The following is a 12,807-nucleotide window of genomic DNA, read 5'->3' on the forward strand; positions in this document are numbered from 1 at the left end:
TAAAAAATATAATTCTTTATGCGACTAAAAATAATATTAGCAAACGCTGGTTGCAGAAGATATTTACACACGCTTTTTTTCAATTAGTAATCTCTTTAATGATACCGCAACCATTCATTACATGTAGATAAAGCGTATGACTTAAGTGACTTACCGAGAGTAATATATAAAACGATTGCTCAATTTAAGCTTTAAAAAACGATGGCTGCTAACAAGGCGTTCAAGGGTGAAATTTAAGCGCTTTGCTCTTGTTTTTAATTTATTCAGCACCATATCTTTAGGGTCTGTTTATCTGCAGTTTTAATCAAGTTTCGTTACATAACGCTATTTTTATGAGCGAGATCTCATTTTTCTGTTTTAAATGAAGATCTTTTTATTGAGGTAGTTTGATGTTTAGCAGAGTCTGGTATAGTAGCGCAGGTAATAAACAGTGCTTTTTAAGCAGCTTAATACAAAATTGCTAATTAATGTGTCCTAAAGGTTAATTTAAAGAATACATTAATTATCAATTGTAAAAAATGGGTTAGCCGATGCACGGCTAGCAAAAAAACACATTGTAACGGTTTTATCATGATATCTAATTTATTTACCAAGATTTTTGGTAGTCGCAATGACCGCACTATTAAAAACCTAAGAAAGACGGTCGCACTGATCAATGCACTTGAAACGCAACTAGAAGCGCTTTCAGATGAAGATTTAAAAGCTAAAACAGCTGAGTTTAGAGAACGTTACGATAACGGACAAAGCCTAAGCGATATTCTACCAGAAGCATTTGCTGTGGTACGTGAGGCGTCAAAGCGTGTAAACGGTATGCGTCATTTCGACGTGCAATTATTAGGTGGTATGGTTTTACACCAAGGTCGTATCGCAGAAATGCGTACCGGTGAAGGTAAAACACTCACAGCGACACTGCCGGCTTATTTAAATGGTTTAACAGGTAAAGGTGTTCATGTCATTACCGTGAATGACTACTTGGCCAAACGTGATGCTGAAACCAATCGTCCATTATTTGAATTTTTAGGGTTAACCGTAGGCTGTAATGTTCCGGGCATGATGCCCCAACAGAAAAAACAAGCTTATGCAGCTGACATCACTTACGGTACCAATAACGAATTTGGTTTTGATTACCTGCGTGACAACATGGCATTTAGTATTGATGAGCGCGTACAACGCCCATTATTTTATGCTGTAGTGGATGAAGTGGATTCAATCCTTATTGATGAAGCACGTACGCCACTGATTATTTCTGGTCCCGCTGAAGATAGCTCTGAGCTATACACTGAAATTAATACCATTGTTCCTCTACTTGAATTACAAGAAAAAGAAGACGAGGAAGGAATTGAAGGTGATGGCGATTTCACAATCGATGAAAAATCTAAGCAAGTTCATCTTACTGAGCGTGGGCAAATAAAAGTAGAAGAGTTACTTACCGAGCGCGGCCTAATTGAAGAAGGTGACTCACTGTATTCAGCAGCGAGCATCACGCTACTTAGCCACGTTTATGCAGCTCTTCGTGCGCACAAGCTTTACCAAAAAGATGTTGACTACGTTATTAAAGAAAACGAAGTCATCATTATTGATGAGCATACAGGTCGCTCTATGGAAGGACGTCGTTGGTCAGAAGGTTTACACCAAGCTGTAGAGGCAAAAGAAGGTGTGAAAATTCAAAACGAGAACCAAACGTTAGCTTCTATTACGTTCCAAAATTACTTCCGCTTGTACGAAACGCTAGCAGGTATGACAGGCACAGCCGACACAGAAGCGTTTGAGTTTCAGTCTATCTACGGTTTAGACACTGTGGTTATGCCAACCAATAAACCAATGATCCGCGATGATCGCGCTGATTTAGTTTACTTAACGCAGGAAGAAAAGTACGAAGCGATTTTAGCAGACATTAAAGACTGTCAAGAACGTGGTCAGCCGGTACTTGTAGGTACTATCTCAATTGAAAGCTCTGAGTACTTATCGCAGTTTTTACGCAAAGAAAAAATTAAGCACAATGTACTTAATGCTAAATTCCACGCACAAGAAGCAGACATTGTTTCTGATGCGGGCTTACCTGGTACAGTTACGATTGCCACTAACATGGCCGGTCGTGGTACCGATATCGTACTTGGTGGTAACTGGAACAGCGAAGTTGAAAAACTTGAGAACCCAACTGACGAACAAATTGCTGAAATAAAAGCAGCATGGAAAACTCGCCATGATGCGGTAATTGATGCTGGCGGCTTACACATTATTGGTACTGAGCGTCATGAATCACGTCGTATTGATAACCAATTACGTGGCCGTGCTGGTCGTCAGGGTGATGCCGGCTCTAGCCGTTTCTACCTATCGATGGATGATGCGTTAATGCGTATTTTTGCCGGTGAGCGCATGACTAACATGATGCGTAAACTAGGTATGCAACGCGGTGAAGCGATTGAACATCCATGGGTTAACCGCGCAATCGAAAACGCTCAGCGTAAAGTAGAAGCACGTAACTTTGATGTGCGTAAACAGCTACTTGAGTACGATGATGTAGCAAACGACCAACGTCGTGTTGTTTACTCTCAACGAAATGAATTGCTTGAAGAAGGTGATATTTCAGAAACGATTACCGCTATCCGTGGTGATGTGCTCGCGGGTGTGATTGATCAATACATTGCCCCACAAAGCTTGGCTGAAATGTGGGATATACCAGGGCTTGAAGAGCGCTTAAAACAAGACTTCTTGATTGAGTTGCCTATCGCGCAATGGCTAGCTGATGACAATAAACTATACGAAGAAAAACTGCGTGAGCGTATTGAAGAAGCGGTTGAACAAGCTTACAAGCAAAAAGAAGAAATGGTTGGCGATTCTGTACTACGTCAGTTTGAAAAAGCCATTATGCTTCAAAGTCTTGACCAACATTGGAAAGACCATCTTGCTGCAATGGATCACTTACGCCAAGGTATTCACTTACGTGGTTATGCACAAAAGAACCCTAAGCAAGAGTACAAACGTGAGTCGTTTGAATTGTTCTCTGAAATGCTAGAAAACTTAAAAGTCGATGTCGTCGGTATTTTAAGTAAAGTGCAAGTTCGCGCTGAAGAAGATGTTGAAAAAGTAGAAGAGCAACACCGTAAAAGTGAAAATGCCCCTCGCGAATATCAACATGAAGAAGCAGAGCATGTAGGTGGTGAAGCACCACAAAGCGCTCAGGTTATGGCGCGTAGCGAGCCAAAAGTGGGTCGTAACGATCCATGTCCATGTGGTTCAGGTCAAAAATACAAACAATGTTGTGGTAAATTAAAATAACACCACTTTGTTACGTTAGATAAAAAGCGACGCTTGCGTCGCTTTTTTTATGCTATTTAAGGGAGAGGTAATGACTAAAGTAATCATCAATGTTGCTGTGGGTGTAATTAAAAAAAATAACAATGTGTTTATTTGTAAACGTGCAGATGAACAGCACCAAGGTGGCTTATGGGAATTTCCAGGCGGAAAAGTGGAAGCCGGAGAAAGTGTTTTTCAAGCACTGAAGCGCGAATTATTTGAAGAAGTAGGACTGACTATTCATAGCTCAAGCGAACTTGTCACTATAGAGCATGACTATGGCGATAAATGCGTACGACTTAATGTGCACGTGGTCAGTAACTTTAATGGTCAAGCTCATGGCGCAGAAGGGCAACCAAGCGAATGGGTAAGTATAGACGAACTAGATAACTATGATTTTCCTGCAGCCAATGTCGAGATTATCAGCGCCATAAAAACGAAATATAGCTAAGTATAAAAGTAACTAAAAAGCCAGTGAGCATCATGCTCACTGGCTTTTTAGTTTTCGATTAGTTTAAGCTAATTTTAGCTTAAATTACCAAATTTTTACGCGATCTTCAGGCTTGATATACATTTTATCGCCCTCTTTAACATCAAACGCTTGGTAAAATTCCGGCATGTTCGACAAAATACCAATTACGCGATAATGACTCGGTGAATGTGAATCGGTCATTAAACGATTGCGCAATGCCTCATCACGGTATTTACGACGCCAAATTTGCGACCAGCCCATAAAGAAGCGTTGGTCGCCCGTATAGCCTTCAATAATGGGCGCTTTAGAATCACCCAGCGATAATTGATACGCTTTATAAGCGACGGTTAAGCCGCCTAAATCACCAATGTTTTCACCCAGTGTCAGCTCACCATTAACGCTGGCATCTTCAAACGGTTTATATTGATTATACTGCGCAACTAAGGCTGCACTTCGCTGTTCAAACTGCTTAAGGTCTGACTCGCTCCACCAATTACGTAAATTGCCATCACCGTCGTATTTTGCACCTTGGTCATCAAAGCCATGGCCTAACTCATGGCCAATAACCGCACCAATAGCACCATAGTTAACCGCATCATCTGCTTCTAAATTAAAGAAAGGAGGCTGCAGAATCGCCGCAGGGAATACTATTTCGTTATTCACTGGGTTGTAGTAAGCATTCACCGTTTGTGGCGTCATATGCCACTCAGAGCGATCAACTGGCTTACCTAATTTAGCAATCATATCTGCATAAGCCCACTCACTGTAGCGAATATAGTTACCTACTAGCTCATCGGGGTTAATCGCTAAATCTGAATAATCTTTCCATTTATCTGGGTAACCAATTTTAGGCGTAAACTTATCCAGCTTTTCTTGCGCCGCAACTTTTGTTTCAGGGCTCATCCACTCAAGGTTTTCAATTGCCACTGAATAGCCTTTAATCACGTTATCAACTAATTCTTCCATGCGCGCTTTCGCTTCTGGCGGAAAGTTTTCTTTAACGTAGACTTTACCTAAAATTTCACCCAGTACACTGTTTGAAGCATCAACGGCTTGCTTCCAAAGTGGCGCTTGCTCTTCAACACCGCGTAACGTGGTGCTGTAAAAATTAAACTTTAAATCCACTAAGTCTTTATTTAGCAACTGCGCGTAATTACTAACAAAATGAAATTTTAAGTAGTTTTGCCAAACCGTTAAGTCTGTATTTTTGAAAATGTCTGCAAATTTTTCAAAGTAACTCGGTTGGCTCACAATCAGTTCTTCGGCATCAACACCAACTGCTTCAAAGTAAGCACTTAAATCAAATTCACCCATTAGCTCGTTAGCTGCAGCTACTGACATTTTATTATATGATTTTGTTGCATCACGACTTTGTACCCGACTCCACTGTGCATCAGCAAGTGTCGTTTCAAGTGCTAATATCGCTTTGGCTGCATCAGCGGCATTATTAACGCCAGCTTTAGCTAAAATATCGGTAATATAGGTTTGATATGCCGCGCGAATTTTTGTGAATTTTTCATCATCTTTTAAATAATAATCACGGTCAGGTAAACCAAGTCCCGCTTGATAGGCATAAAGCGCATTTTCACTTGAGTTTTTAGCATCATTATTAACATACCAGCCAAAAGGAAGATCTCCGCCTTTAACTTGTAGCTGTGCCATCAGTGTGACCAACGCGGCTTTATCTTTTACTGTATCAATGCTTTTAATAGCCGGCTCAAGTGGTAACATCCCTAACTCTTCACGAGCATTTTCAGCCATGTAGCTAGTATAAAATGCGCCGATCTTATATTCATCCGAACCTGGCTTTGCGCTGCTATTGGTACTGGCGTTTTCTAGTACTGTTTTCATTGCCTTTTGCGATTCATCATATAACTGTGAGAACGACCCATAGTTTGACTTATCGCTAGGGATTTCAGTTTTTTCTAACCATTTACCGTTTACGTGATAGTAAAAATCATCCTGTGCACGAACACTTTCATCGATATTTTGTAAATCAACACCTAAGGCACCAGGGGTTGCCACCGGTGCGGTTACTGTTGTTGCTTCTGCTTGCATTTCTTGTGGCTTTTCGCCGCAACCAACCAAACCTAACGCCAATGCAATACTGGCGGCAGTCATTGTTATTTTTTTCATAAGAATTCCGTATATTAATTAGAATAAATACGCATTTCATTAAGGTTTGATAACTCAAAAAAACAACAATAGGATGAAGTCTATTATCTGCTTAATGAAATACGCATCAGCTACAACCTAATTTAGGAAGTGCTAACTAGGCATCATAAACCTGATTTAAATAACAATAAAATCGAATATGTAACAAAGTATTTTAAAGCCAGCAAAACAAACCGAGTAAGGTGTTAAATGGTATTTAATTAGGGCTTATTTTTACCATGCAAAGCTAAGCGTTGAAGCTTTTCTTTTAATGACGGTGGAGCAGAATCGGCGATCGCATTTAAATAATCAGCCGTTTGTTCACTCATTTTAAGGGAGTTTGTTGGTTTGCCATCAGCCACTTTAGGTCGAGTGCTTAACCGTTGAGTTGCCTGTGGATTGGCGGTAATTTTTATTTGCCCAAGCTCGGCCATACCCGCGGCTCTAAAATGCGATTGCATGTCCATTTTTAAATAATTAAGCCTAAGCGCAATAGGTGCAGAAACGGCTTCTATCATTAAGGTGCCGTCACGGTAATTACTTACTCGGCACTTTTCACCTAACTTAGGGCCTAAGAAATCGCGCAACAATTGTTGCTGTGTATCCAGTGCTTGGCTTTTTCCCGCATAGGCTGCTAAGCGATTGTTCAGCCCAGCCATAATATCGGTTAACGGTTTTGGCGCATATCTATCTTTAGCCATATCACACCTTAAAAACATCAAAAGAAGGCTTGCTTAAATTAAGTTTAATTTAAGCAAGCAAAGTGGGTTTATACCAATTCACTGAAATAAATGTTATTGCGGATGGGTATTAAGCACCTGCTACTTGCATTTGTTCAATCAGTACTGAACCAGTCTGAATCCCGCCGCGACGTTCTATATCGCCACCTATAGCAGAAATACCTTTGAACATATCTTTTAAATTACCAGCAATCGTAATTTCGCTTACTGGGTATTGTATTTTCCCATTTTCAACCCAAAAACCAGCCGCACCGCGAGAGTAGTCACCGGTTACGGTATTCACGCCCTGCCCCATCAATTCTGTAACTAATAAGCCCGTACCCATAGTTTTTAATAATGCAGTTAAATCTTGATGCGTTTGTTCTACTAACCAATTATGAATACCGCCAGCGTGCCCGGTTGGGGTCATATTCATTTTACGCGCCGCATAGCTTGCTAATAAATACGTTTGCAGCTCGCCGCCGTGAATTATTTCTCTGTCGAGAGTTTTAACTCCTTCGCTATCAAATGGCGATGATGCTAAGCCTTTAAGTAAGTGCGGACGCTCTGAAATATTAACGGTTTTGCTAAATACCTGCGTGCCTAAGCTATCCAATAAAAAGCTGGATTTACGATACAGTGCGCCACCACCAATTGCTGATACCAAATGGCCAAACAATGAATTAGCAATATCGGCTCTAAAAATAACCGGCACTTTCATGGTGCCTAGCTTTTGGCTGTTTAGTTTTGCTAGGGTTTCTGCTGCAGCTTCAAGTCCAACACTTGCTGCATCTTTTAACCCTGCTTGATCGCGAGAAATCGTGTAGGCTGAGTCGCACTGCATATGCTCACCCTCTTTGCCTATTACCATAGTGCTTATGCTATGGCGTGTTCTTGGGTAGCCGGCAATTAAACCATGACTATTGCCATACACTCGCAGCCCTTGGTGTGAAGAAAAGCTAGCACCATCAGAATTCACAATTCGCTCATCGGCGTTTAATGCGGCTTGCTCAGCAGCATGACATAAATCAATTCCTTGCTCAGGGCTTACATCCCAAGGATGAAATAAATCTAAATCTTTAGGGGCAAACTCAAGCAGTTCTTTATCAGCAATACCATTGCACGGATCATCTGAGGTGAATTTAGCAATATCGATGGCTTTTTCGACCACAGCACGTAATGTTTTAGGATTTAAATCAGCCGTTGATGCCGAGCCTTTGTTATTACCAACATACACGCTAATGCCTAAACCACCGTCTTGATTAAACTCAATGGTTTCTACCTCGCCCATGCGCGTACTTACCGACAGCCCTGATGTGCTTGACATAGCAGCTTCTGCAGCAGTAGCGCCTAGCTTTTTAGCATGTTCAAGTACTTCAGAAACGGCATCTTTTACTTGAGAAATTTGCGAATATATTGGATCTTGGTGTTGGCTTTTCATAAATTCTGTCCTGAGCCCTGAAGGCCGTATTGCACACATTTTTTATATTTAAATGCTAACACACTCACTGCACCACATCAGCTAATATTAATCACTAAAAGAATCGCGTATAATAGATAAAGTTATTTTTACTTAAGAGCACCCCATGGCGAAGAAAAAAGGCAAGCCTGCTGAAATTGAAGAAGAAATTATATATGTATCAAAAAGTGAACTTAAGCGCGAAGCGCAAGAGTTTCATCAGTTAGGATCTGAAATTGCCAAAATGGGTAAAAAGCAGCGCGAACGCCTGCCGCTCAATGATGACTTAAAAGAAGCAATGGTGGTTGCTGATAAAATAAGTAATAAAAGTGATGCCTACCGCCGACATTTAAATTACATCGCAAAAACCCTTCGTACGGTAGAAAATATTGAAGAAATTAAAGCGATCATTGATGTCATGCTAAATAAAAATAACCAAGCTGAGGTTATGATCAAAAAAATTGAGCAACTGCGCAGTGATTTAATTGAACAAGGCGATGACTTAATCAACGAAACAATTGAACAATATCCAGCTCTTGAGCGCCAAAAAATGCGCCAAATGGTGCGTAATGCTGCCAAAGAAGTAAAAGCTGAAAAACCAGCGAGAAGCTACAAAGAGTTATTTCAGTACTTAAAAGACGCCATAATGTAACGCAGCCGCGTTATATATTAAAAGGTGCTGCGGCACCTTTTTTTGTTGTAGATCAAAACCTCCTCCCCTTTGCTTTTTTACAATACGCAGCAACTTAAAAGATAAGGTGCGCGTGATGATTAAGCTTCCTCAATGGGATCAAACTTTAATAAACAAATACAATGTATCGGGCCCGCGTTACACGTCTTACCCGACCGCACTTTCGTTAGCTGATGGTTATCAGCAACAAGATTTGATTAGCGCTATTGAATCATCGCAAACCCGTTCGTTGTCTTTATATATCCATATTCCTTTTTGTAGTCAGCTTTGTTATTACTGTGGCTGTAATAAAGTCATTACTCGCCACCAATCTAAAGCCGATACCTACCTAGACTTTTTAGCTAAAGAAATTGCAGCACAAGCGCCGCTGTTTCAAGATTATCGGGTTGAGCAATTACATTTGGGGGGCGGCACACCAACCTTTTTAACCGCAGCGCAAATGACGCGCTTAGTAAAACTGCTAGAGCAACACTTTAACTTTAGCGATACCTGCGAGCGCGGTATCGAAATCGACCCTCGCTCACTGGCTGACAATATGCTGGTTGATTTAAGCGAGTTGGGGTTTAATCGTGTGTCATTTGGTATTCAAGATTTTAATGATCAGGTTCAGCTGGCTGTTAATCGCCCTCAGCATGTTGATGAGGTAAAACAATTAATTACCCAAGCAAAACAGTTGGGCTTTAAATCAATTAATGCAGATATGATTTATGGCCTGCCTCTACAAACACCTGAGAGTTTTAAGCAAACTATTGAGCAACTGATTGCTTTAGACCCCGACCGTGTTTCAGTATTTAACTACGCTCATTTACCAGAACGTTTTGCCGCCCAACGTAAAATTAAAGACGCCGATTTACCCAGTGCGCATAATAAGCTCACCATGTTTAAAAATACACTAGAGCAAATGACGCAGGCGGGCTATCAATTTATAGGTATGGATCACTTTGCAAAAGTTGATAATGAATTGGCTATTGCTCAAAATACTGGTCAGCTGCATCGTAATTTTCAAGGCTACACCACTCATGGTGAGTGCGACTTATTGGGCTTAGGTGTCTCGTCTATTTCGCAAATAGGCACAGCGATATTACAAAATAAAAAAGAGTTAAAACATTATTATCAAGCAGTTGATGAGCAAGCAGGCAGTGCCATTAATAAAGGCATGCATTTAACCCAAGATGATCTTATTCGCGCCGATGCGATTAAGCAGCTTATTTGCCAGTTTGAGCTTGATATGAGCGTATTCGCGAACAGGCATAAAATCAGCTTTAATGACTACTTTCAGGATGCCTTAGAGGCACTCGCACCATTAATTGCCGATGAAATGGTAACAATAGAAAACAACCTAATTAGCGTAACACCAAAAGGGAATTTATTTATTCGTATTATTTGTATGTGCTTTGATGCGCATTTACAAAAACAGATAAATGCCACTCGCTTCTCACGCGTTATATAATTTAAAACTAGCACGTACAAAAAAGCAGACCAAGGTCTGCTTTTTTATATATGCCGTAAAATCTAAGCGCTAGTTAAAAACCACGTTTTCGCTGCCTTGGGCTGCTTTAAACTCAACAATAATTTTTTTACAGTCAGCTTCAATTTCATCACTCAGTGATTCTTCTGCACGCCAGCGCGCCGTGTCTTGCTTAAAAATTTCTTTTTTAGCGTACTTTTTGCGCGAATCATGGGTTGGCATTTCTTTTACCACGTCGTACATTTTATAAATACCCGGGTATGCACTCGTTAGGTCGCGCTCAGTATCAAAACTATATTGCGACATAAGCACCCAAATACGTAAGCACCCCTCAGAATAATCACATTGCTTTTCATTCATAGCACGTGCAATTAAATGAATACTATCGGCTAACTTCGCATTACGCTTTAAACGCGACTGTTTTAGCTTTTGCTGTTGCTCTGCCTGTTTTTTGCTAATTAGCTTTTTTTGCACATTTAGCTTATAGAGCAACTGACCCGCATAAAATGCCAAGCCCGCTATAATAGCAGCACCTACAACTAAGGCTAAGATCACTGCTGTACTCATTGCGTGTCCTTATTACTTATCTTCGTCGTCATCTAGCCATTCATTCGCTAGATCGTTTGATAGGTATTGATCAAAGTCTGAATTACTGTCTTCATCGCTGAAGTCATCTTCAAACTCTTCTTCATCTTCAATGCCTAATAATTTACAAAGCACTTGGTGACGCGCTATGCGGCTATTGAAGTATTTTGCATCTTTACCCGTTAGCATTTCACCTTGCTCATGACGCTCAACTAATTTAAGTAAGCGCTCATCATTTTCAAGGACTTCTAACTCTTGTTCAGGCGTTAATTCTGGTTCAACGGCCTTTTTAAGCTCTGCTACAGGTTTAAGGTTACGTTTCATTTCGATTTTTGGTTCAGCAGCAGGTGCAACCAATGGCACTGCTTTTTTACTACCAACGCGTTTATCTTTAGTAGCCGAACCTGCTTTTTGAGTGTCATTACTCAATGCATCCGGTGCATTACGTGAACCAGGCTTAGCGCCCTTAGTTTTTTTAACACGTTGCTCTTTCAATGCGCGCATTTCTCTAAGCTTATCTTGGCTTAAACGAACGGGACCATTTGATGGTATTTTACGTGACTTTTTCTTTCTACTCATATCTTGATCGTCTCACTTAAGAGGTTTTGAGCGAGGCGCAACTCAATGGGCATCGCGGTGCTGGCCTAGCCAGGAGAATTCAGTTTGGGCATTTTGTGCGCCAAAGCACAGTTAAGGTGCTTTTTTTAAACGGGGGGTATTGTAACAGGACAAATAAAAAGGCGGTAGAGAAAACATCTCTACCGCCTACTAATCTGAGCGCCGTTATATGGACACTTCTCCCTTAGACTTTTTAGCCTTTATTGTTTTTATTATTATTTTCTATCCGTATTTTTATTATTTATCTTCCGTGTAGCATTCCATTTTGTTTTTATTATTAAACTTCCATGAGTATTTTATTATTTTCGGTCTTCCTAACACTTTTTTGATATTTCCTTTGGTAGCACACTCTATGTGCTATTCAGTCGTGCCGCGCTACTATCCTTATAACGTTTCCTATTTGTTATTGTTTTTGCGACAGGGGTTAATTTACTCGTTAATAATTTTGTTACAACTAATTTATATCTTTTTTATTGTACTACACATGATAAAAAGCACTAAAAGATATTAATTACAAGAAGTTACATTAAAAAATAAAAATAAAATGAGATTTTTCTTACATCAAAGCATGGTCAATGTCTTACAAGAGAAGGAGCTTTATCGGTCACGGCAGGCACAAAAAAAGCAGCTAAAGCTGCCTTTTTCACTAATTAACAATATATTATGTTAACAACATCTAAATAAATACGACTTTAGTGTAGACCACCAAGGTATTTAGAGAGTGTTTCAATGTCTTTATCTGTTAGTTTCTTTGCAATGTCCTGCATAACACCATTTAGGTCGTTATTACGAACACCATCTCTGAACTGTTCAAGTTGTGACTTGATGTATTCTGGATGTTGGAAAGAAATCTTTGGGAATTTAGCAAGTGAAGAGCCATTACCACGTGGACCATGACAAGCCGCACATGATGGGATACCGCGCTCAGCATCACCTGCTTTATATAACATGGCGCCTGTTTCTTGAACATCTTTCGGTGTAGCACCTTCAGACATGTTCAAAGAAGCAAAGTAAGCAGCCAAGTCTTTCATATCTTGATCACTTAATGGCATTGCCATGCCGCTCATTACTGGATTCATACGACCTTCTTTACCGCCCGAAGTCATACCTAATTTAAATTCAGTAAGCTGCTTGTATATGTAATCTGCGTGTTGGCCTGCAATTTTTGGGTAGATGTTAACCGGCGCATTACCGTCTGGGCCGTGACAAGCCGCACACGTTGCTGATTTTTCTTTACCTGCGTTTACATCGCCATCAAATGCTGTTGCGTTGCTTGCTGACAACGCACCAAGCAATATAGTTAAAGATAGTGCTATTTTTTTCATGGTGAATTCTCTGTTTCCG

General features: G+C 40.3%; 10 protein-coding genes. 4 read left to right on the forward strand and 6 right to left on the reverse strand.

The genetic code is table 11. The features are described 5' to 3' along the window. Positions 1–570: 570 nt before the first annotated feature. Together secA and mutT are read left to right on the forward strand one after the other, a co-directional pair. Positions 571–3,279: a preprotein translocase subunit SecA gene (secA, locus tag MTN96_RS15450; protein WP_248532171.1), complete on the forward strand. Its 2,709-nt coding sequence runs from the start codon at positions 571–573 to the stop codon at positions 3,277–3,279. Between the two features lie 70 nt (positions 3,280–3,349). Next, positions 3,350–3,748, forward strand: a complete 399-nt coding sequence (mutT, locus tag MTN96_RS15455) for an 8-oxo-dGTP diphosphatase MutT (RefSeq protein ID WP_016899312.1) — start codon at positions 3,350–3,352, stop codon at positions 3,746–3,748. Positions 3,749–3,832: 84 nt separating this feature from the next. Here the strand turns inward: mutT and MTN96_RS15460 are convergent, their stop codons facing one another. From MTN96_RS15460 to pmbA, 3 genes are all read right to left on the reverse strand, one after another. Then, entirely contained in the window at positions 3,833–5,905 is a 2,073-nt protein-coding gene (locus tag MTN96_RS15460) for a M13 family metallopeptidase (protein WP_069438803.1), read from the reverse strand. A gap of 239 nt (positions 5,906–6,144) precedes the next feature. Beyond that, entirely contained in the window at positions 6,145–6,624 is a 480-nt protein-coding gene (locus tag MTN96_RS15465) for a DUF721 domain-containing protein (protein ID WP_036955747.1), read from the reverse strand. 109 nt (positions 6,625–6,733) lie between these two features. Continuing rightward, positions 6,734–8,083, reverse strand: a complete 1,350-nt coding sequence (gene pmbA, locus MTN96_RS15470) for a metalloprotease PmbA (protein ID WP_248532172.1) — start codon at positions 8,081–8,083, stop codon at positions 6,734–6,736. 145 nt (positions 8,084–8,228) lie between these two features. Here pmbA and yjgA point away from each other — a divergent pair, with 145 nt between their 5' ends. After that, positions 8,229–8,753, forward strand: a complete 525-nt coding sequence (gene yjgA, locus MTN96_RS15475; protein WP_013463882.1) for a ribosome biogenesis factor YjgA — start codon at positions 8,229–8,231, stop codon at positions 8,751–8,753. Positions 8,754–8,868: 115 nt separating this feature from the next. Continuing rightward, entirely contained in the window at positions 8,869–10,242 is a 1,374-nt protein-coding gene (gene hemN, locus MTN96_RS15480; protein WP_248532173.1) for an oxygen-independent coproporphyrinogen III oxidase, read from the forward strand. Between the two features lie 69 nt (positions 10,243–10,311). Here hemN and MTN96_RS15485 read toward each other — a convergent pair whose 3' ends face one another. The 3 genes from MTN96_RS15485 to MTN96_RS15495 all read right to left on the reverse strand — a co-directional run bounded on the left by MTN96_RS15485 (position 10,312) and on the right by MTN96_RS15495 (position 12,788). Continuing rightward, complete coding sequence (locus MTN96_RS15485) at positions 10,312–10,827, reverse strand: DUF2489 domain-containing protein (RefSeq protein WP_024602131.1); 516 nt, start codon at positions 10,825–10,827, stop codon at positions 10,312–10,314. Positions 10,828–10,839: 12 nt separating this feature from the next. Beyond that, the gene (yihI, locus tag MTN96_RS15490) at positions 10,840–11,424 is read right to left on the reverse strand and encodes a Der GTPase-activating protein YihI (protein ID WP_248532174.1); all 585 of its coding nucleotides are present in this window, start codon (positions 11,422–11,424) and stop codon (positions 10,840–10,842) included. Between the two features lie 731 nt (positions 11,425–12,155). Next, entirely contained in the window at positions 12,156–12,788 is a 633-nt protein-coding gene (locus tag MTN96_RS15495; RefSeq protein WP_013463877.1) for a cytochrome c, read from the reverse strand. Between the last annotated feature and the right edge of the window lie 19 nt (positions 12,789–12,807).

Source organism: Pseudoalteromonas sp. 2CM28B (genome assembly GCF_023161935.1).

Coding starts and splice junctions, on each gene's coding strand:
- secA (WP_248532171.1), top strand. CDS start 571: ATGATATCTAATTTATTTACCAAGATTTTTGGTAGTCGCAATGACCGC.
- mutT (WP_016899312.1), top strand. CDS start 3,350: ATGACTAAAGTAATCATCAATGTTGCTGTGGGTGTAATTAAAAAAAAT.
- MTN96_RS15460 (WP_069438803.1), bottom strand. CDS start 5,905: ATGAAAAAAATAACAATGACTGCCGCCAGTATTGCATTGGCGTTAGGT.
- MTN96_RS15465 (WP_036955747.1), bottom strand. CDS start 6,624: ATGGCTAAAGATAGATATGCGCCAAAACCGTTAACCGATATTATGGCT.
- pmbA (WP_248532172.1), bottom strand. CDS start 8,083: ATGAAAAGCCAACACCAAGATCCAATATATTCGCAAATTTCTCAAGTA.
- yjgA (WP_013463882.1), top strand. CDS start 8,229: ATGGCGAAGAAAAAAGGCAAGCCTGCTGAAATTGAAGAAGAAATTATA.
- hemN (WP_248532173.1), top strand. CDS start 8,869: ATGATTAAGCTTCCTCAATGGGATCAAACTTTAATAAACAAATACAAT.
- MTN96_RS15485 (WP_024602131.1), bottom strand. CDS start 10,827: ATGAGTACAGCAGTGATCTTAGCCTTAGTTGTAGGTGCTGCTATTATA.
- yihI (WP_248532174.1), bottom strand. CDS start 11,424: ATGAGTAGAAAGAAAAAGTCACGTAAAATACCATCAAATGGTCCCGTT.
- MTN96_RS15495 (WP_013463877.1), bottom strand. CDS start 12,788: ATGAAAAAAATAGCACTATCTTTAACTATATTGCTTGGTGCGTTGTCA.